Origin of the sequence: Bacillus paranthracis, assembly GCF_001883995.1 — a bacterium.
GTDB lineage: Bacteria > Bacillota > Bacilli > Bacillales > Bacillaceae_G > Bacillus_A > Bacillus_A paranthracis.
This window is the reverse complement of sequence record NZ_MACE01000024.1, coordinates 1-21,335: the sequence shown is the minus strand read 5'-3', so window position 1 is coordinate 21,335 and position 21,335 is coordinate 1. Positions and strand designations below refer to the sequence as shown.

Genomic DNA, 21,335 nt, shown 5'->3' with positions numbered 1-21,335 from the left:
AAGCCGCTAAAATAGCGGCTTCTTCAGCTTTTTATATTTTTTTATATTTTTTTAAATACTTGCTGTAGCAGCTATGTTATGAACACAAGAAATAAACTCATAAATGAATGCGTCAATTTCCTCTTTCGTAATAATATACGGCGGAAGTAATCGAATAATATTCCCTTGTGTTACATCGACCAACATTCCTTTATTCATTAACTCAATCTGTAATTTCTTCACATTTTCATTCGTGTCATTCACACTTATCCCAAACATCATCCCCGCATGACGCACTTCCTGAATATAATAAGAATTTTCTTTCTGAATGTCTTGCAGTTTGTCATTCAAATATAGTGACGTTTCATATGCTTCTTGCATTAAACCATCGTCAAGTAATGTATTTAATACAGTTAAACCTAAAGCCGTTCCTATTGATGAATGAGCAAATGTGGTGCCGTGATCTCCTGGCGCAAATACATCACATAACTTTTCACCTACAATAATTCCGCCAAGTGGTATCCCGCCTCCTGCTCCTTTACCAATTTGAATAATATGTGGTGTAATATTGAAATTTTGATAAGCAAATAGTTTTCCCGTTCTCCCCATACCACTTTGAACTTCATCAACGATAAGTAGTACATTATATTTCTCACATAAATTTTGAACACCATGTAAATATTCACCCGATAATGGATAAATTCCCCCGCTTCCTAATACAGGTTCTAACATAATTGCAATTGGATTTTCATGAATTATTGTCTCTTCTAATTGCTCTATATTCTCGCGCTCAACTTCATATACTGGGATCGATGTTTTCGGGAAATTTTGATATACACTTTCTTGTCTTGTAAAATGAAGTGCCCCCAACGTACGCCCGTGGAAACTATTCTTCAACACTACAATTCCTTCACGTTCTTCATGCATAATAGCTCTATATTTATCAATTAATTTCAACGTCGTTTCTGTCGCTTCCGTACCTGAGTTTGTAAAAAAGACCTTTCCGTTTTTTAAAGAGCAATCAACTAATTTCTTTGCATATTCAATCGCAACTGGATTTAAAAAATGAAACGGTAAATGCAACGACTTCGTAACTTGATCCATTGTTGTTTGTACGATTTTCGGGTGATTGTATCCTAATACATTTACTCCGACACCAGAAAATAAGTCTATATACTCTTTACCATCCACATCATACAGTTTACACCCTGCTCCTCTTTCTATCGCAAGCTTTGTACGACAGTACGTTGACATCATATACCCTTTATCTAATTGAAACCAATCCGACATGTTACATTCCTCCTAGTTATTTTCCCTGTTTTATTTATGTTCATTTTCTATAAAGTCATGTATAAATTCATTTTTAAGATTGAAATTTTAATAGTAATGTTCTTCCCGATATTCATTTTTCCATAATTTCTTCTATTTCAACAGGTCCACTACATACGCGTTTTTCTCATCTAGCGGTCTGTAACTAGTTTGAACTTAGCGTGTTATACATAATCAAGGCTATAAAATCATATTTAGTAACAATGGACGAAAAAGATTTGGAGGCTATATTGATGAATGAACACTATGATAAACAGAGGCAATCTTTACTAGGGAAAGACTTTAATGAAAATGGAGAACGTAATGAACAAGCAATCCTTCACTCTCAAACAGTTGGTTCACGTGGACCTGTTCTAGAGCAAGATAGTGTGCTTCACGAGGCGTTACAACAATTTATTCACGAAAAAATTTTAGAAAGACCTGTTCATGTAAAAGGATTTGGTGCGTTCGGTTATTTTCAAACAATCTATCCAATGCCCGAACATACTAAACTAAATTTCCTACAAAATGCTAATGAGAAAGTTCCCGTTATGGTGCGATTTTCATTAGCTGTTAGCACGAAAGGAACACCTGATACTTCTAGAAATGTACGCGGTTTTTCTACAAAATTTTATACTAAAGAAGGTATTTTCGATCTATTATGTAATCACATTCCTGTCTTTTCTGTACGCGATCCGATGCGTTTCCCTGAAACCATTCAAGCGTTGTCACCTTCACCTAAAAATAACTTATTAGACTCTAATAGATTTTGGAGCTTTGTCGCTAGAGCACCTGAATCCATACATTTCGTTGTCCGTTTGTACTCTGATAATGGTACGGCCAAAAGCCTTCGCCACATCCCAGGACATAGTGTAAATACATATGTTTGGAGAAATGCAGAAGGCAATCGAAAGTATGTAAAGTATCATTGGTACCCATTTGAAGGTGTACAATTCATTACTAGCGAGGAAGCAAATAAACTGGCTGCCGAAAACCCTGATTATAGCGGCAAAGATTTATATGATGCAATTGCAAACGGTAAACCAGTGGAATATGGTTTATATGTCCAGCTCATGGACCCGAAAGATGAAGCGCATCTTTCTTACGACCCTTTAGATGATACAAAAATATGGGATGAAAAAGCGTATCCTCTTATACCAGTCGGCAAAATGGTATTAAATAAAAACCCTGAAAATTATATGGAACAAGTAGAAAAAGTCGCTTTCTCCCCTTCTAATTTACTTGACGGTGCTGAATTATCAGATGATAAAATGTTGCAAGGGCGAGCTAACATTTATAGTGATTCTCAAAGAAGAAGAATTGGTCCCGAATTTCGGAAATTAACGATTAACCAACAGCAAAATTGGACACCTGCTAATCAAATAACGAGCGGTGACGGAAGATACATTGAAGGTGAACTTGAAAGAACTTCAATAACGAAACAAGATGACTTTACGCAGGCTGGTGAATTTTATGCGAAGTTAAAACCGATAGAAAAAGAACATCTTGCAGAAAACTTAGCTGGTGATTTGAAAGTTATATCTGATGATATTAGAAAGATAGTGTTAGAGTATTTTCATAACGTGTCAGCTGATTTGGTGAAGAGGATTGAAACCAAGATAGAAAAATAATAAGAAGTAAGAACGCATCGACTTTTTTCATAAAAAAGAGCCATTTATCTAACCTTTTTTAGTCAGCTAAATGGCTCTTTTTTATTTTTTCACCACATTATATCTTTTCAGAACTACACTTCCGAATTTATTAAATATCCGATCCATCAAGAAGCCCATCAATCCAAGAATAACAAGACCGACAAAAATCCAATCTGTTTTGAAATATAACCTTGCATTCCAAATCATATAACCAATTCCTTCATTAGCTGCAACCATTTCAGCTCCAACAATGGCCATAAATGAGGATCCCATTGCAAGCTTTGCCCCCGTATAAATATAAGGAAGTGCTGCTGGTATGATGACATGGAACATAATTTGCCATTCTGATGCTCCCATACTTCTCGCTGAGCGAATTTTATCTTCTTCAACAGCTTGCACACCGGTAATTGTGTTAATCGTCACAATAAAGAAAGTTGCATACATAATGAGAAAAATTTTAGATTGCTCTCCAATACCAAACCAAAGCATAAATAATGTTATAAAGGCAAGAGGTGGAATAAAGCGAATAAAATTGATAACTGGATCAAATAGCGCTCTTAACCATGGGATTCGGCCAATTAATAATCCTACCGGAATGGCTACAAGATTCCCTAAAATCCATCCAGCTATTACTCTTAAAAAACTAACTCCTATATATATAAATAAGGAACCATTTTGACTCAGTTCAATTGCTCCATACAAAACTGCTATCGGACTTGGCAAAAATTGCGGATCAGAAAAATTCGCTACAACACTCCATATCGTAAGGATAAGTATCCAAGCGATAATTCCACTTTGTAATAGCTTCTTTTGTAAACCAATCTTGAAATTATTTGTTTCATAAATAGTCTCTTTTCTTGCAATCTCATCTTTCAACACGCTCATATTTGGACCTCCTTTCAATCAAAGTGTGATTGAATCATTTGATAATAGTAATTAAATTCTTTATCTGTAAATGTTCTCGGATACGGTAGTGGAATATCGTAAATCTTTTCAATTTTTGAAGAAGGTCCTTTAGACATTACCCCTATTCTTTGCCCAAGTAATAGAGCTTCTTGAATATCATGAGTGACAAAAATAATCGTTTTGTTTGTTTCTTTCCAAATTCGAATTAACTCTATTTGCATTGTTCTTCTAGTCATTGCATCGAGTGCTCCAAATGGTTCATCCATTAATAAAAATTGCGAGTCATTGGCTAACACACGTGCTAATTGAACTCTTTGTTTCATTCCTCCAGAAAGTTCTCTTGGATATTTTCCTTCATGCCCATCTAGTCCAACAAGTTTTATATAGTGAGAGGATATATCATTTCGGGTCTGCTTTATCATTTTTTTCATTTTTAAACCAAATTCAATATTTTCTTTAATTGTTAGCCACGGAAAAAGCGCTGCGTCTGCTTGTTGAAATACGACGCCACGATTTCTATCAGGCTTAATTACCTCTTCATTATTGACTATTAGTTTCCCTGATGTCTTTTCAACAAATCCAGCAAGCATACTTAATAACGTAGATTTTCCACATCCGCTTGGGCCAAGTAATATAAAAAATTCACCATTCCCAATTGTTAAATTTACATCTTCTAAAACAAATTGTTCGTTATTAAATGATTTAGATAACCCAGAAATAGAAATGGCCACAGGAGATTTCAATACTTCTTTTTCACTTACTGTACTCACCATACTTCACTCCTATTCTATTTATAAGTAACAGATTCAGGGAAAGCTTTTTTAAGTGCTTCAAGATTAATTTTATCTTTCAATTCATATTTATCTTTCAGTTTCCCTTTCTCTTCTAACCATACTTTCATATCTTCTAAATGTTTTGCGTCCTCCTCTGTAAATCCAAGAACATAGTTTTGTCTTTCAATATCTTTTAACGCATCTTTCTCTGGTAGTTTCAATTGCTCAAAAGCAAGCTTAGCGGTTTCTTTTTTATTGTTATCTACATATTTAATACCTTCAGATAAAGCCTTAAGTGTGTTTTCAACAGCTTTTGGATTCTTCTCGACGAATGATCTTTTTGCTAGTAAATAGCTGTCAATTGTAACGCCTGCACTTTCTAAATCACCTAATTTTGTTACACCTTTTATATTTTTAAATTTATCCTTTAATGCACCAGAACTCCAAACAGCATCTATATCACCATTTTTCATTCCTACAATAGCTTCGTCTGGTGTACTATATGGAACGAAGGTAATATCCTTTTCATTAATATGTTTCGCTGCCAAATATTTCGCCCAAACATACTCCGTTACAGTCCCTTTAGGTACGCCTAACTTTTTACCTTTTAAATCATTTTCTGTTTTAATCCCCTCTCTAACTAGAAGCTCATTGTCTTTTGATGATTTTTCATTTCCTCGCGTAAGTGTTGAAATTACGACCATATCTCCTTTTCCTAACGAATTTAAAAGCGCATAATCAGCAGCAAGACCTGTATCAGCTTGTTCCGTTAATACCGCATTAACTGTATCAATTCCATAAGCAAAATTCGATAGTTGAGCTTTAATACTATTTTTCTCAAAATAGCCTTGTTTCTCGGCAGCTCTAAACTGAAAAGATCCGCCAGCAGCTGTATCTATAGCCATTTTCACCGCGGCCGTTTCTTTCCCATTACTTTTTGTCGTTCCCGCACTTTCTTTTGAAAAGTTTGAGCATCCTGCTACAGCTAAACTAGTAACCATTGATAAACTTAAAAATAAAGGCTTTAGTTTCACCATTTATCATTCCTCCATAACAATTTGTTCAAGCTTGAAGTAAGATTTATTTAACCGAAATATTACGTTAAATTATTACAAATAAAGAAATGGAAACGTTTTGTCATATAACAAACCTATCAAGTTCATTTTAATAAGTGGGGGAAATGACTCTCCCCACACTTTAAATTACTAACGTTAATCTCGTATTTTATTTATTTCTTCCAATGTCGCTACACAGAAATCTCCCGTGCCGTAAGATATTGTTCCTTCGACTGTCACAACAGATTCCGTACCAGCTTCTGCAGCATTCGGGACTCTAAATGCTGCTATATCAAGAGGAGTAATTTCTTTCTCCTCTGGTTTTTCTAGTTGAGGTACCCACTCATACGGTACACGATACGCACGGTAAACCATATTGGAGTTTCTGTTATTTTTATAAGGTGAAATATATTCCCATACAAGCTCATGCTCACGAGTAACTTCAAAAATCCGACCATCTGCTCCTTCTGTAATCAATGTATTTCCGTTTGGTAGCCTTTGGGCAGAACTAATATATGGACTGTAAAATCGATACGAATCTAAAGGAGCTTGATATCCAGCTTCAGTTGGCGTATATTGCCACTCAATTTCTAAAGTTACTGGATTAATTTCTAGAATCCTCGAGTGATCACGAACAGCATTTTTGGAACCGTATGGAGATGCAGGGTTTGGAAGACCGTATCCTGCCCAACCACCATTATCAAATACAAGTAAATTCCCTTCTCCAGGCAATCCTTTCGGAATGATATGTGCATGATGTTGTCCAATGATCCATCCTAAATGCTTAACATCTGGGCTAGAATAGTCAGGACCGAGTTTCCAAACTATATTTCCTGTCTTCTTGTCAATAATGGCAATTATATTTGACTCCCTAGCATCCCAAATAATATTTTCAGGATGAAAACGTTCATCTCCTTGGTCATAAAACTTATTCGGACCAATTGTAGACATAGAATTTATATGCATCCAATCTCCATCCGAATTACCACCAAAGGATCTAATATTAGGATTACGGAATAGTACATTTTTAGCACTTTCATCAAATCCAAGTTCTTCAAAATGATCACTGACAGCCCACTCCCATATAATATTCCCTTCCCAATCTACCTCAATAATGACATCATCTAATAACGGCTTATCGGATATATTCGGATTATGTACATTTTTGTGTGCTAAAATTAACGTATTTCCACCATCTGTTTTCGGTTCTAATTCTGGTGCATAGTAACCCACGGGATTTCCCTCACGCTGATAATCATGATGAGCTCTAGCCATCCACTGCGGATCATGGTCTGGGTCTTCAATGTGTTCCAGACGGTTAAATCTCCAGACTATGTTTCCTTCCCAATCTACTTGAACTAAATCTACTTCATCTTGAAAACCGTACTCAGGATCTCTTTGTGCTGTATGACCAAAAACATATCCGCCTGGTAATAACTTATTTGGAAATCCACGCAGTCCTTTCCATAAGTGTACTTCCTTTCCATTCATATCAATTAATAACGCACCATGATCTGCAGCTTGATAAATTGTATAACCACTCCAAGCTTTCCCGGGATTATATACTGTTGCCCCTGTTGGATAAATTGTTGGATGTCCCATTCTTTCCACTCCTATTCATATTATTAATAAGTCACCTTTTAACAGTTTGAATTTTCAGACCCAAATAACTAGAGTAATAGTATTCTTTGTTATTCCTCTGTATTCTCATTGCTTAGTTTCATAATTGTATCCGAAAGGTGTTCTAAATTATGGGCTAAGCGTTTAAAAACTTCGGTCTGCACTTGTAATTCTTCTGTTGAAAATCCATCGAATAAAACAGATATAAAACTTGTTCTTATTTTATTATTTTGCTTTATAAATTTCAGGCCATCTTCAGTAATCTCAAGTAAAATGATTCGTCTATCTTCCTGATGACGTTTCCGAATAGCCAAGCCTCTTTCTTCTAACTTATCGCATAATGCCGTAATCGCTCCTGATGTAAAATCCAGTTCTTCTGCTAAATCAGTTAGACGCTGCTCACCATCTCGAATAATTTTGTTTAATATTAAGATGCCCGGCAACATAATACCTTCAATCTTAATTTTGTCACGTTCCTTTACAAACTTACGGACCATTTTACGAAACAACCAATCTGTTTCTTCGATTAATGTTGGCATCGTTTTATTCATATCTCCTCCGCTCCTTGCTCTATGAATAATACAAAAAGGCACGAACACATTTCAAAATTATGAAATGTATACGTGCCTTTGGTTATCCAATCAGCTATTCAATTTGTTTTAGCATTAAAATAATGAGTGGTAAAATAAGTAATATCCACATATTAATCCATTAATTCCTATGCGTCAAGTATGTTTTAAAAATATATTTTCCTAATTTATCTATTTGTTCTCGTTTAAGGTTATTTTTGAGATTATTTATATGTAACCCTATTTATAACAATACATCTAAAATATAAAACTCCCCCACTTTACATAACTACTGTAGCGGAGGAGTTCTTTCTAATATTACTTTATCAAATTCACCGGCGAAGCAACTACCTTTCCACTTTTCACATCATATAGCCCTATAGGCGTTACCCGTATAAAAGGCAAGTGCGTCGCAGAAAAGAATAAAATTGTAAATGCTGGATCATCATACGCGTAGCCACGCTCTTGTAGTAATTTCACCATCTGTTTCTCTTCCTGTATTAATTCACTCATTTTTAAATTAGACATAATTCCGAGCAATGGTAATGCGATTTCATGTAATACTTCATTCTTCTCAGCTATTACCATTCCCCCGCCAAGCTCTTTTACTCTATGAAAAGCTATAAGCATATCTTCTTTTCTTTTTCCGATAAGAATGATGTCACCTGTACCAGAATAAGAGCTAGCAAGCCCACCTAGTTCTTTCGCAAAACCTTTCACAACTGTATTCACTCGCCAACTGCCATCACGAGCAATCATCATAAGGAAACATTCATCATGATCTGTGGACAATTCATTACATTCTATGTTGATTTTACTAGTATATGGTTTTGTAATAACGTTATTTAATAAGTGTATACCCGTTTTATTAGAGAAAATCATATCCTCTTTTTCTATGGACCAATCTAATGATAATGGAGTTACTTTACATTTACCCCAGTCTATATGTAATGCTTCATGCGTATTTACACCGTCACGCTTCACCCATTTCCCCTTTGCAATAACGCTCGCTGGTACTGGGTTTTCTTTACTTTCTAAAATATTGATATTAGCAATTCTCCCTGTCGCAATCGAACCATGTATATGCTCCATATTATAATAACGAGCAATATTATAACTTGCCATATGATATGCATCTATTACTGGAACACCTTGCTTTATAGCAGTAGTAATCATTACATTCGTCATTCCGTTTTCATAAAAGGACGGATGAGAACCATCTGTTGTGAAAAAGAATCTATCAAATTGCTTCACACCTAATTCCAGTAGTTCTTTTAATAAAACTTCTAAATCTGGTCGGATGGAAGAGTTTCGAAGAGAAACAGTGTAACCTTGCATAAGACGAGTTAACACTTCTTGCCCCGTCATTGCTTCATGATCACAGTCTGTACCTAACAGTTTTAATTTTACTAACGTTGCTTCAGATGCTCCTGGGAAATGTCCTTCTACTTTTTTCTGTAATCGCTTTGTTTCCTGCACCCAAGTTAGCATTTCATCATCGCCATGTAATAATTTTGGCCATGCTGTTAGCTCTCCTCCTTGAAGAACTGCTTCATGCTGTAGCCATTCTATTATTTCTTCACTATTAAATAAAGATTGCCCATTTTGCAATTCAGTTTGTCCATCAAAACGGCACCACCAATACATACTAGCTGGAAGCTTTTTAAATTTATCTAATAAATGAAATGATTCCTCACGCTTTAATGTGAAAAATAGAGTTAAATTATCATTAATAAAAGTTGTTGTCCCAAATTGCATCGCATAATTCGCTAACGTCTCTGGATTATATAATTGATATGGATGTGCATGCGGTTCTATGTAACTAGGAACGACATACTTTCCATCACAATCAATAACTTCACATTCATGTAGTTGCTCTGGTAGTTTTTCTCCTACATATATAATTCTGTCATCATAGATCCAAATATTTGCTTCCATCCATTCACGTATATAGGAATTTAAGTATGTTGCGTTCTTTAATAATTTATGAGGACTTCTTGTACCGTCTATTATTTCAACATGTTCTCGTAATTGCTCGTTACTCCATCTGAACTGATTTTGTCCCAATGTATTTCACTCCAATGCCATATTAGTTAAGACGAAAAATAATTAATTAACTAAACTATTTTCTATTTAAGTCCACTCAATATATATCACTATTATATTTAACAATCATAAAAATTACAATTTTCGGAATATAAATCGTTTTATTGTTCACTTCTTCCTCATTTGAACATGAACATTTCTGTGAAGTTGTTTTACTGGAACCTTTGAAAGAATAATGAATATTTTGTAAGGGCAAAAACGTATTTTTTAACAATGGATGTTCTTTTCAAGATAGAGATGGGATTCAAATAGGAGACAATTGTATAATCGGTATGAATGCTACAATTGCCACACTTAATCACGGGCTAACTTTAGAAACAAGAAACACGACATACGCCTCCCCTGTTACAATTGGTGAAAATGTATGGATCGGGTCTAGTGCAACCATACTTCCTGGTGTGACACTTGGAAACAATTCAGTTATTGCTGCAGGTACAGTTGTTACAAAAGATGCACTTGCAAACATTGTCGTTGCAGGAGTGCCCACAAAAGTTGTGAAAGTAATTCATAGCAATTAAAAACATTCTAGATTTTTCAAATGCAAACAAGCTACTTTTATTGAAATTTGCTTTACTGCTTATATATTTATTTTATCGTTCTTGTTAAGAATTTTATTTCTCTTTGTGAGAAGAGAATGTGCCTATATATTTTTCTATACAGCAATAAAAAGACTTATAGAATGATTCTATAAGTCTTTTACTATAAGGAATTAACCTATACTTATCAATTAACAAATTCAAAAACCAAAAGGTTCGCTATGAATAAAGTTCTAAAAAATAACTATCGACTCTAATTATCAATCATTTCATAATAGTCTATCAATCCCTCTTACTGCCTCATAGCCAAAATATATTCCAAACATAATTAAAACAATTCCTGCTACTATAGAAATCCATTTCATTACTGTATGATTAATAAATCTTCTACCAAAATGAATAGATGTAGCCATAAATATATCCCAAAGCATAATCCCAGCAAAAATAGCTGCACTATACCATAAAGCTTGTTCTTTTCCAATAGTATTCATAGCACTAGTTAGAACTGATCCGTATATCCCTATCCAAAAAATAATATTTAATGGATTAGAAATTGCGATAGCAAACCCCGATAGAAAAGATTTTAAAGGATGTTCTTTTTCACCTGATGAAATATATTGAACTTGTTTAGTAGCTTCTTTCATGCTTTCATAGCCTAAATAAATCATCGTTACAAAACCAAAAATCCAAATGCAGAGCTGGGCAACTGGAGTTGTTAAATAAGTCGAAATACCAAAGTAAATTAAAAACATCATTACAACATCTGCTGACATTGCTCCAACTCCTACTAACCATGCACTCAAAAAACCATTTTTTATTCCTTTATTTATTTGAGCAACATTAATCGGACCGACTGGTGCAGACAATGAAATCCCTAATAATATATAACTGAATATCATGCTAATCATTTTTCTTCAACCCCGTAATAGGACATCTCATTACACTTTCTTCATTTGTTTCTGGTAACATATATTGTTTCCATTCAAAGGTTTCTTTTATTCCGTAATCCCCTATATCTGGATGCATTGGAATATCATCATATGCTAACAAACGTTTTCTAATCACTTTCCGTACTTGTTTCCCTTGTTTTGTATCACCTGTAATATCATCTAGAGTACCTCGAGGTTGTAACGTAATTTCAAGGCCGGTTCCTGTATATCTACTTTTTCTCTCAGAATATATTGGAGCCCTACAAACGACAAATATAGGTTCACCACCAAAACAAAATTCCCATTTAGCGTTATAAGGATCTATTGGTATTTCTGCATTCCATGGCTCCGGATCATTTCTCATTAAAAATTGTAATACATTCCAAAATTGTTTTTTGTATTCTTCAGCCAGTAATTGTTTATTAGATGGTTTAAAAAATATTACTAAAGTAGTTCTCTTTGCAATTTGTTGATATGTTTTAATATATTCATAAATCCCATCTCTTAGTTTGAACAATTCATTTTCATCATAAGCCGATTCAGAAAATATATATCTAGACCAACCATGTTTCTCAGAATCTACTGCAAAATAACACGGAAATGGTTTAGATTGATCTAAAATGCTATCGTGAAAATTATTGAAAGATATAGTTTTCCACTCATCTAAAATCCCTTTATTTTGTTCTTCAATTATTCTCTTTTGATCGTATAAATACATTTTTGTAGTTGGCATTACTAAAATCCCCCCTAATATATTTATGATCTTTTCTCATATATTAAAATATTATTCTCAACAATATTTAAGATTTTATTTATACTTTTTGTAGGTATTTCAATTGTTATCTCAGGTATACCGGGAGATAACAAAAATTTATTATAGTTATAAATTTTTCGATCTATAATAAGTGTGATTTCATCTGAATAGCCAAATGGAGATACACACCCTGGAACACAAGAAGTTTTTTCTATTAACTCCTCGGCTGAACAAATAGAAATCTTTTTTCCAACCAAATCTTTCATAAGTTTTGAATCTAATTTTTCTCCTTCAACAGTTACAAATATGTAATAGTTATTTGATTTATCTTTTAAAAATAAACTTTTACTGGGTACACCTTCTAATTTAAACCTTTCTCTAATTTTTCTATCTGTTTCATAATCTAATATTGGCTCATGTGTATATTGTGTATACGATATAGCCGCTTCTTCTAACAGTTCTACTACTTGTTTATACATATTTATCCTTCCTTTGATTTCATTACAAAATTTGAAAAGATAGCCTTTTCTATTGCTGTTCCCGCTCCCTATTCTTTTTCACAATATATTCAATTATAGTTTACGACACAATTAAATTTGAAATAAAATACAAATTTGTGATATAAATGGAACTAAAATATAAAACTTATATTAATCATTATTTTTCATAATAGTCAATCATTCTTACACAAATCATAATTATCTATTTTTGTATACTTAATTCTATTTGTTATTAATTCATACGATAAAAGTACCTTATTATGTAAATTACGGAAATACATTTAAATATTTTTTAACAAAAATCAGAATTCACTTATTATTAACCCCGAAATCTAGAACTACTTACCTTTGTATGTTGCAATATTTTAAAAATGTAAAAGTCACTATAAATAAGAAATATCAAATAAATATAATAGATTTATAGTAAAATGAAGAAATTTAAATACATCATTACTTTTCTTGTAACAGCACATAAAAAACCCGCATCATGGGAAGTAAATTGCTCATGATTCGGGATTTTTTAAGAGTATATTTTCATAACAATTAAATCACATACAAGTCCTTATATACCTCTATAGTAGAACTCTTTTCATCTATTATTTATTAAATTCAACTTGCATCATTTTATTAAACTGTGTAAGGATTTCAACCGGACCTAAAGAATTAGCATTGACAGCAAATGTATGCTTGCCTCCAATTACTCCACCAGCAAAAGTCATAAACCCAGGAATTGATCCTCCGTGCCCCCAAACTGAGACACCATTTGGAAGTTTCGTCTCATAGATTCCAAGGCCATATCCATCACCAACCCCTTTTCCTTCTATAGGAACTGTAGTAAGCATTTCTTTTAACTCGCGTTCCTTCAGTAACTTACCACCGAGTAAAGATGAAAAGAACTTGTTTAAATCATCCGCATTAGAAATCATATCTCCAGCTGCATTAGCTAAACTCGGATTATAATACGTAATGTCTTTCAACTCGCCTGTTTCGTCCATTTTCACATATCCACGAGCATGATTCTTTCCTGGGATGACGGGTGAATTTCCTGGTAAAAACGTATTTGGCAAGTCCAGAGGTTCAATAATTCGCTTTTCAATTTCTTCCGCATAACTATTACCAGTTATTTTTTCAATTAGCATTCCCAATATTACATATCCTGTGTTTGAATACAACCAGTCTTTGCCCGGCGAGAAATCTGGAGGTAGAGAAAGACCTATTTTCACTATTTCTTCAGCTGTATACGTTTTTTTCGAATTCATTATGTCAGCATCTTTTGACTTTAAGTATTCAGCGATACCACTTGTATGATTCAAAAGTTGGCGTATCGTAATTTGATTGCCATCATACCCATTTCCTTGAACGAGACCCGGTAACCACTTCTCAATTGAATCGTCAAGTTGTACGCGATTTTCTCCAACTAATTGAAGAACCGTCGTGGCGGTAAAAGTTTTCGTCACACTACCAATTCGAAAGCGATAATCTGATTTCACCGGTTTCTTTGTATTTAAATCCGCCACTCCAGCAGTATAACTATTAACTTTCCCTTTATTAGACGTTTTAGCTAATACCCCTGGTGCCCCAATTTGTATTGTTTCCTGCATTACTTGTTTCCATCCATTCCGATTCTTTTGATTAGGTTCTTGTGACGAATTAGAAATATTTTGAGTAGACTCTGCTTTCACAGTAAAACCAGGTGTAAATAGAGTAGTACCCGCTAATAAAACTGTCAAACTCGCTAACTTCATTGAATTACATTTTTTCATAAGGTTTTCTCTCCCCTATTCATATCGTATTGATTCAAGCTATACTTTTATCCTATATGATAAAACTCTCTTTTTTCTTATCCATTCCTTACGAAATACTTACGTTTAAAGTTTGATACAATCTGCTGAGAAAGAATTATGTATGAAAATAAAAAGGGCATAAAAAATAAGGAAAGTCCCTTAACCTCCCCCGTTTTTATTTCACCTTATCTTAATTATTTTAAGATGTTTCATTGTGTTCGTATTAAAATGAATAAAAAAGAACGTGTTTTCATTTTTTATGTAAACACGTTCTCTTTTATTTAAACAACTAATCTATATTCACCTTTACCATCCTGCACTAGCGTTCATACCATTTCCGATAATAGAAAGTAATAGTGGCCATAATACTGGTCCTAACGTAAGAAGTAGATTTAGAAGTATAAGTATTCTATATACACCGGTGAAATTATGATTTTTACGATTAACAAATACGAGACTGACTAATGATAGTATGGTCGTTAAAAATAACACTAACATTACCAACCAATACCACACCATTAAACTGAGACTCCATGGTGTTAATAGCTCGTGTATGATACAAAATGAAATTCCTAACACAGCAAAACTAAAGCTAGTCACCGCTGTTTTTATAAGCCATTTATTTATTTTTTTGTCGTATGTAGTTTTACAATATAAATCTATTAAAGTGAATAAAGATAAATATGCCATTAATACGCCTATCCAAGACAATAACCAGTCTCCGTCCCCTTTGAATAATAAGAACAGCAACCAACACATACCTACTGCAGAAAAAACAAAGGAAATAAGTATGCTTTTTAATACTGATTTCATTACATTTTCACACCCTTAAAAAACTTAAAAATTAATTATAATTTATAAAAATTAAGTATAGGTTAACATGTAATGAAGTATAAGTAAATAAAGTTAATTTACAGTTAATTTCTTTTTCTTATTTGAAGGCAGTTTTATATATGAAAATGATTCATGATAATCAAATTTCTCTACAAAAAAGTAAAGGTGGATATTTACATATCCACCTTCCCATCTCCCTCTACCCACTTCATTATTTTTTCCACATCTAACTCCGTATACGTCTTTTCACCATAACGAACAGACTCATATAACGAAGTAATATTTCTCGTTCTACTAATTCTTTTTAACCACTGTTGCATCGTTTCATAAGATCTTCTCTGTTCATGAAATGGTAATGTTCTTTCCCATTCAACTAACGTTTTTCTTATCGTATCTTTAGGTAATGGCTGTTCAAACTGATGCATCACTTTCTTGTTCTTTTCGGTTCTATCCGTATTTTCTTTTGTTATCGATTGTTTATCCTGTTCTATTTCGGATTTCGTTACCTTTTTCCTCATTAATTTATAAACAGCATATAAAATGACCACTGCAATAATTACATAAAAAATGACACTAATCCATGAATTTGAAAGAACAGAAAACACATCAGTCCATGAATTTTTTCGTACAAAAAGTGGAATTTCCCTATCTATTTTCGTTCTTGTATCTACAACTCCTGTTTCTTCATCTATAATTCTTTCAGATTCATCAAACTGTGCGTCTACACTAGTAAAATCATAATTTCTTTCTGATATTATCTCCGTCTTACTAGAAAAAAGCCCTTTTACTATGTCTTGTACATACACAACACCTTGTGATAACGTTATCGCACTAATCGCAAAGAAAAGTATGATTAAAGTTCTTACACCCCATAACTTCACTTTCATATGTCGCTTTTTATTCGCCATGACATAAGCCCCTTCTTATTCTTTCATTACAATCCATTTATTCGTTCTACTGTATTTCTTTGGTGAAGTACCAATAATTAAAGGAACCGCATCCAGTTCCTTTCGACGAAAGCCTGCTGTATAAAAATAAGAAGAAGATACAGGCGTATCTTGGTCTGATATCGAGGCAAGTACCCTTAATACATTTTGCAAGTGTTTCCGATTATCCCCATTTTTTATATGTAGCAAACCGTTATCTTTTACACTATTGATCCATACTTCAAATGAACAGTTTTGCATGAGCAATTGTTTACATATACCCGCCGTTAATTCGATTAGTTTCTCTGTATCATTTCGCAAAGAAACACCACTTTTATTTTGCAAGTTGAGATAAATCGCGTATTTATCTGATTGCGTTCGCTCATACTTTTTCGCAGTTATCGTCCCCGTTTTCGCCGTTGCACTCCAGTGGATGGAACGAAAATCTTCATTTTCATAAGACTTTACTCCCATTACTTTCGTTTCATCATATAAGGGTGAAGACATCGCTTTTCGAAATCCTCGTGACCATTCTTGTAATTCAGGAACTTGTATTTTCGGAACAGCTGGTAAGACTAAATAAGAGGGCGTATCAACTTGTTTATATGTGATATGGTTCGTTATAAATCCAAAGAGATCGGTAATCACAATTTCAACTTCTTCCCATTTCGCGATGCCTCTTTTTAACGCTACAACTTGCAAATCAAATGAAACTGACTCCCTTCCTTTTAAATTAAAATTCATATAATAATTTGAACCTGTACTATGATTTTTGTTTATTTCATCATGATTCCAAGTTAGCTTATTTTCACATTTAAATCGAAATACAACATTAAAAATAGGAAAAATTGATTTGTTTGAAATTTTTATTTTGCACCTGTTCGTTTCACCGATAAAAACATTCGAATTTCCTTGACTGTATTCCCATTCAACACGAGATACTTTACTTATATAAACATGCATAGCACCTATTAAAATTACATATAAAAATACGAGAGATAATATGAGTAAATTACTTGAAAATACACTTAAAATAACGGCTATAACTGACATAACTCCTATTACGAAAGGCTCCGCTAATGGTGTATACACAAGCTGTTGATTCATCGTATATTCTCCACTGGTACATTAATCGTATGAAGAATTTCTTTCATGATTTGTTCTTTCGTCGTTTTCATCTCCCCTTCAATCGTTAACGTTAAACGATGAGCACAAACGGATGCAGCAAGCGTCTTAATATCATCTGGCGTACAGTAATCTCTTTCATTTAATATAGCCCTTGCTTGAATCGCTCTCATAAATGCCAACGTCCCCCGCGGACTTACACCAATTTCAATTAGCTCATGCTTACGCGTTGCCTCAATAATTTCAAGAAGATAATCTTGCACATCATTTCCTACTAACACTTCTCTTGCACGTTTTTGCATCATAATAATTTCTTCACTTGAAATAATAGAGTGTAACGTTTCTAACGGATCATTCATTTGAAATCGATTCATCATTTCCTTTTCAGCTTCTCTCGTAGGATATCCTTGGCGAATCGTAAGTAAAAATCGATCTAATTGAGCATCAGGTAACGGAAATGTGCCCGCTGATTCGAGTGGATTTTGCGTTGCAATTACTAAAAAAGGTTCTGGTAATGAATGCGTCTGTTTCGAAATCGTAACAGTACGTTCTTCCATCACTTCCAGTAATGAAGATTGCGTTCTCGGTACAGCACGATTTATTTCATCCACTAATACTATATTTGCAAAAATAGGACCTAACCTCGTTTTAAATTCCGATTCCTTTACATCAAAATATTCAAGGCCAATAACATCTCCAGGCAAAGTATCCGCTGTGAATTGAATTCTTTGAAATTTAGCGTCCACACTTTTAGCCAAACTTTTCGCTAATGTTGTTTTTCCTGTCCCCGGTACATCTTCTAATAAAATATGCCCTCTTGCTATAAGAGCTATAGCTGCCAGTTCTATCGATTCATCTTTTCCTATAATAACCTTCGAAATATTGTTAGTAATTTTCTTTAATGTACTCATATAGTAATCTACCACCTTTTAATTATCTAAAAATTAAGAATATAATTTTCCCAAATTATAACATGTAATTCGAAGATGAAATAGAGTGAAAATAAATCTTTTATTTTTTCTTCATTGCACGCAAAAAAGCACCTATTGTCGTATATTGACAATGAGGTGCTTAACTCAATCCAACAGCCTTCTTTCCCTCTAATTTTTAGTAACAATACATCCTTTTTTCTGCCACGCATGCATTGTTTTGAATTAACTAGTAAAATGCATTCTAATATTACATATAATAAAAATCATTTCGATTTGTTCGTTATAGAACTTCCTCTACATCGACACTCTCTATCTTCACTTCATACATATTTGGGATGTTTGCTTCTTTTGGTACCCATGCATAATAATTTTGATCATTCTCTAACATAAATTGAACTAACTTTGTTTCTGAAACATTCCAGAAATTTTTTAGATTATCAATGTAGTCTTCTAAATCTTCTTTATAGTCCAATTGTAATATATACTCTCTTACCGTCAGGGCAAACACAATTAAACTTCCTAATAGATTTTTTTGCTCATTTTCTTCTTCATACTCTTGTGGTAAGAACCACACTTGACCTATTTCTATCGTTTTTTTGTATTTTTCATAAAAACTACTATCATCCATATTCTCATAGTCATGAATCAATTCATTGACCAATGAATGCCATTTTGGCGGAATCATGTTTTCCAGTGCAGGATTATTTTCAATTCCTTCTACTATATCCTCTATTTCTTCTGTCTCATCTTCATAGTGATATTCACTTAGGTCTATATGCTTGAATTTCATTTCATTTTTATAATGTGCCAAATCATATGGATAATGATTATTATCTTTTAAACTTGTATCATCAAGTCCGAGTATCTTTACTATTGCAGCTGTCTCAAAGCTCCAATACCCCACATATCCAGGTTCTTTATGCGCATTTTTCCATTCATAATCATAATGGCCTTTAAACCATTCTTTCTCCATATACACTTGTAATCTTTTAGACGCTTCTTTTTTATCTGTTTGTGCAAGTTCTATAATCTCTTTCGTTTTTGCATATGGATTTTCTTTATAATATCTGTTCGTCATGTTTGTGTATCCGATATCACTAGCGCATAAGAGGAAATCAATTACTGCGTCGTTCATATTTTTTTTATCAACTATCTTTTTTAATCTTTCTATATTCTTTTTATCCGTTTCTAACAAAATTCCTAAAGAAATTATCCAAAGCATATATATATAACCCACTTTGCTAGCTCCTGTATGCTCTAAATCATCTATCGCATTATAAAAATATACTTCCATTTTACTAATGTCTTCTCCTAAAGAATACATTGCCCTAATGTCGTTCATCTCATGTATAAAATTCGACAAATAATTTTCTAATATAATACTTTTGTTATCATTAGGATATCTTTGAATACCATTTTTTTCATCTTCTTCTAAACTTTTAATCTCTTCTCTATTTTCTTCGATAAACTCTTTATGATATTCTATTCCCCTTTTACATTTTTCTTCTATACATAAATGATCTCTCATTCTTTTTAATTCCTCCTCGCTTCTAGATTATGGCCACTCTCCAACGATGTTACCCTTTGCATCTATCTTAAATGTTTTAACCTTTCCACTACTATCAACTTTTGATAATACTCTTTCAACTTTACCTCTTTTCAAGGCTTTCGTAATCTGTTCAGCTAATACTTCATCTCCCTCAACAGCTTTTAATATTCTACTTTTTCCAGTTTCAGAACCTTTCAACCAATCATTTGACATTTGTCGTCCATCTTTAGTTTTTCCTAATTGTGAACTACCAAATTTAGCTTCATCTATAACGTATTTGATCTTTGACTCTGCATTTGTATTTTCGTATAATCCATCAATTCCTTTTACTATTTTATCATTACATTTACTTAAAAAGTCATTCATTACTAAGGTAAAACGTAAATTCACAAAATTATCAGAAACCCAAATTACGGATGAATCATCATTAACCTTCTCTATTCTAAATCTTAAATTATTGTATGTAATCCACTTTATATTACCTTGTATTTTTTCTTCTTTCATAATTATTTTCCTCCCATACTATGACATCCATTGCTGGATTTGTTTTTAAACTGCCATATATCACATTTTCCCATGAACCATACTTTTTATAAAGTTGTTCAGGTGTAGGTCCTTCTGCCTTGCCATATTCAAGAATATTTCTTTCATTGCATTCAATCCATGTTTTTTCACAAAAACGGCATTGAGATTTCTTATTAGATATCCTAAGTACACTCATACTCTCATCCGTCTCTTTTTCTTGTAACCAATTTCGTACCACTGATGAACACCCTTTACAGGTGTAAAAACATAGAAAAAAACCTTGATTGGTATATATGCCAATCAAGGTCTCATTTTAAATACCACCTATTATTTACATATTTCTCTTTCCCATACTCTTTTTCCGTCAGTTAAAAATACTGCACTTGGTGGATCATCATAGAGAGAAATTTCAACCAATGAACTTTTTTCTTGTTTTAACCAATTATATACAGTACCTTCGTTTGTATTAGGTCGAGATAAAATATTATTTACTCTAAATACAGCTGCATCATATTCTGTATAATTTATATCATCCTCATCTAGTCCATTGTCTGTTTCAAAAACTGTATCTAGTTCTCCAATAATCCTCAATCCACTTTTCCATTCTAGTATCATGTCACTATGTTCATAATTTATTAATGTTCCAATTAAAGAATCGTACCCCATTTGCATCCTCTTTTCTTATGATTTTTATGGTCTTGATGGTACTATATGAGCGCCATCTTTTCCATAATGGATCAACCCTTTAGTAGTCTCATGGTATTCACCAGTATTGCGGTCATAATATTTTCCTATTGGCTCACCAAAGTCTACTCTTTCTCTACCGTTTTTTAATAGTTCACCTTTCCCGGCGAACTTATCAAGCAATTCTTGCACTATTTTATTATCACCATAGAAAATACTCTTATTTTTTCCATTTGCTAATTCTTGTTTATAGTTCGGTGTATCAGGAATATGCTTTTCTTGAGCTCCT

22 protein-coding genes are annotated in these 21,335 nt (G+C 33.3%); 2 read left to right on the top strand and 20 right to left on the bottom strand.

Annotated features, from left to right (window positions below):
* Positions 1–51: 51 nt before the first annotated feature.
* Positions 52–1,269, bottom strand: coding sequence for an aspartate aminotransferase family protein (locus tag BAQ46_RS11335; RefSeq protein ID WP_071741941.1), 1,218 nt, complete (start codon positions 1,267–1,269; stop codon positions 52–54).
* 272 nt (positions 1,270–1,541) lie between these two features.
* Here BAQ46_RS11335 and BAQ46_RS11330 point away from each other — a divergent pair, with 272 nt between their 5' ends.
* A complete protein-coding gene (locus BAQ46_RS11330; RefSeq protein ID WP_061130908.1) occupies positions 1,542–2,918 on the top strand; it encodes a catalase in 1,377 nt (458 codons plus the stop codon).
* Between the two features lie 81 nt (positions 2,919–2,999).
* On the opposite strand, the gene BAQ46_RS11325 is transcribed toward BAQ46_RS11330, so the two are convergent.
* The 6 genes from BAQ46_RS11325 to BAQ46_RS11300 form a co-directional block, all read right to left on the bottom strand.
* Positions 3,000–3,824, bottom strand: coding sequence for an ABC transporter permease (locus tag BAQ46_RS11325; protein ID WP_000114664.1), 825 nt, complete (start codon positions 3,822–3,824; stop codon positions 3,000–3,002).
* Positions 3,825–3,838: 14 nt separating this feature from the next.
* On the bottom strand, positions 3,839–4,618 hold the full coding sequence (locus BAQ46_RS11320; RefSeq protein WP_000255349.1) for an ABC transporter ATP-binding protein: 780 nt from the start codon (positions 4,616–4,618) through the stop codon (positions 3,839–3,841).
* A 14-nt stretch (positions 4,619–4,632) separates the two neighbouring features.
* Positions 4,633–5,655: an ABC transporter substrate-binding protein gene (locus tag BAQ46_RS11315; protein ID WP_080349468.1), complete on the bottom strand. Its 1,023-nt coding sequence runs from the start codon at positions 5,653–5,655 to the stop codon at positions 4,633–4,635.
* Positions 5,656–5,829: 174 nt separating this feature from the next.
* The gene (locus tag BAQ46_RS11310) at positions 5,830–7,275 is read right to left on the bottom strand and encodes an aryl-sulfate sulfotransferase (RefSeq protein ID WP_071741940.1); all 1,446 of its coding nucleotides are present in this window, start codon (positions 7,273–7,275) and stop codon (positions 5,830–5,832) included.
* Between the two features lie 89 nt (positions 7,276–7,364).
* The gene (locus BAQ46_RS11305) at positions 7,365–7,844 is read right to left on the bottom strand and encodes a MarR family winged helix-turn-helix transcriptional regulator (protein WP_071741939.1); all 480 of its coding nucleotides are present in this window, start codon (positions 7,842–7,844) and stop codon (positions 7,365–7,367) included.
* A 336-nt stretch (positions 7,845–8,180) separates the two neighbouring features.
* Positions 8,181–9,929, bottom strand: a complete 1,749-nt coding sequence (locus tag BAQ46_RS11300; protein ID WP_071741938.1) for an adenine deaminase C-terminal domain-containing protein — start codon at positions 9,927–9,929, stop codon at positions 8,181–8,183.
* 218 nt (positions 9,930–10,147) lie between these two features.
* Here BAQ46_RS11300 and BAQ46_RS11295 point away from each other — a divergent pair, with 218 nt between their 5' ends.
* Complete coding sequence (locus BAQ46_RS11295; protein WP_116777232.1) at positions 10,148–10,486, top strand: DapH/DapD/GlmU-related protein; 339 nt, start codon at positions 10,148–10,150, stop codon at positions 10,484–10,486.
* Positions 10,487–10,773: 287 nt separating this feature from the next.
* On the opposite strand, the gene BAQ46_RS11290 is transcribed toward BAQ46_RS11295, so the two are convergent.
* The 13 genes from BAQ46_RS11290 to BAQ46_RS11230 form a co-directional block, all read right to left on the bottom strand.
* The gene (locus tag BAQ46_RS11290) at positions 10,774–11,412 is read right to left on the bottom strand and encodes a LysE family translocator (protein ID WP_000624904.1); all 639 of its coding nucleotides are present in this window, start codon (positions 11,410–11,412) and stop codon (positions 10,774–10,776) included.
* Positions 11,405–12,166, bottom strand: a complete 762-nt coding sequence (locus BAQ46_RS11285; RefSeq protein WP_001143350.1) for a YqcI/YcgG family protein — start codon at positions 12,164–12,166, stop codon at positions 11,405–11,407. The genes BAQ46_RS11290 and BAQ46_RS11285 overlap by 8 nt, the downstream gene beginning before the upstream one ends.
* A 23-nt stretch (positions 12,167–12,189) precedes the next feature.
* The gene (locus tag BAQ46_RS11280; RefSeq protein WP_000278064.1) at positions 12,190–12,666 is read right to left on the bottom strand and encodes a YbaK/EbsC family protein; all 477 of its coding nucleotides are present in this window, start codon (positions 12,664–12,666) and stop codon (positions 12,190–12,192) included.
* 617 nt (positions 12,667–13,283) lie between these two features.
* Positions 13,284–14,450, bottom strand: a complete 1,167-nt coding sequence (locus BAQ46_RS11275; protein ID WP_000710647.1) for a serine hydrolase domain-containing protein — start codon at positions 14,448–14,450, stop codon at positions 13,284–13,286.
* Positions 14,451–14,777: 327 nt separating this feature from the next.
* A complete protein-coding gene (locus tag BAQ46_RS11270; protein WP_046199291.1) occupies positions 14,778–15,284 on the bottom strand; it encodes a DUF3902 family protein in 507 nt (168 codons plus the stop codon).
* A 194-nt stretch (positions 15,285–15,478) separates the two neighbouring features.
* Entirely contained in the window at positions 15,479–16,213 is a 735-nt protein-coding gene (locus BAQ46_RS30030; RefSeq protein WP_001284544.1) for a hypothetical protein, read from the bottom strand.
* Between the two features lie 15 nt (positions 16,214–16,228).
* A complete protein-coding gene (locus BAQ46_RS11260) occupies positions 16,229–17,338 on the bottom strand; it encodes a DUF58 domain-containing protein (RefSeq protein WP_071741937.1) in 1,110 nt (369 codons plus the stop codon).
* Positions 17,335–18,267, bottom strand: coding sequence for an AAA family ATPase (locus BAQ46_RS11255; protein WP_000105668.1), 933 nt, complete (start codon positions 18,265–18,267; stop codon positions 17,335–17,337). Before BAQ46_RS11255 ends, BAQ46_RS11260 begins: the two co-directional genes overlap by 4 nt.
* Positions 18,268–18,568: 301 nt before the next feature.
* Entirely contained in the window at positions 18,569–19,816 is a 1,248-nt protein-coding gene (locus tag BAQ46_RS11250; RefSeq protein ID WP_071741936.1) for a PoNi-like cognate immunity protein, read from the bottom strand.
* A gap of 27 nt (positions 19,817–19,843) precedes the next feature.
* Positions 19,844–20,341: a hypothetical protein gene (locus tag BAQ46_RS11245; RefSeq protein ID WP_116777231.1), complete on the bottom strand. Its 498-nt coding sequence runs from the start codon at positions 20,339–20,341 to the stop codon at positions 19,844–19,846.
* A complete protein-coding gene (locus tag BAQ46_RS11240; RefSeq protein ID WP_210734244.1) occupies positions 20,316–20,558 on the bottom strand; it encodes a hypothetical protein in 243 nt (80 codons plus the stop codon). Before BAQ46_RS11240 ends, BAQ46_RS11245 begins: the two co-directional genes overlap by 26 nt.
* Before the next feature lie 131 nt (positions 20,559–20,689).
* Positions 20,690–21,028 carry a hypothetical protein gene (locus tag BAQ46_RS11235; RefSeq protein WP_061130397.1) on the bottom strand — a complete coding sequence of 113 codons (339 nt, stop codon included), beginning with the start codon at positions 21,026–21,028 and terminating at the stop codon, positions 20,690–20,692.
* 24 nt (positions 21,029–21,052) lie between these two features.
* On the bottom strand, positions 21,053–21,335 hold a 283-nt coding region (locus BAQ46_RS11230; protein ID WP_249024548.1), incomplete at its 5' end, for a polymorphic toxin type 50 domain-containing protein.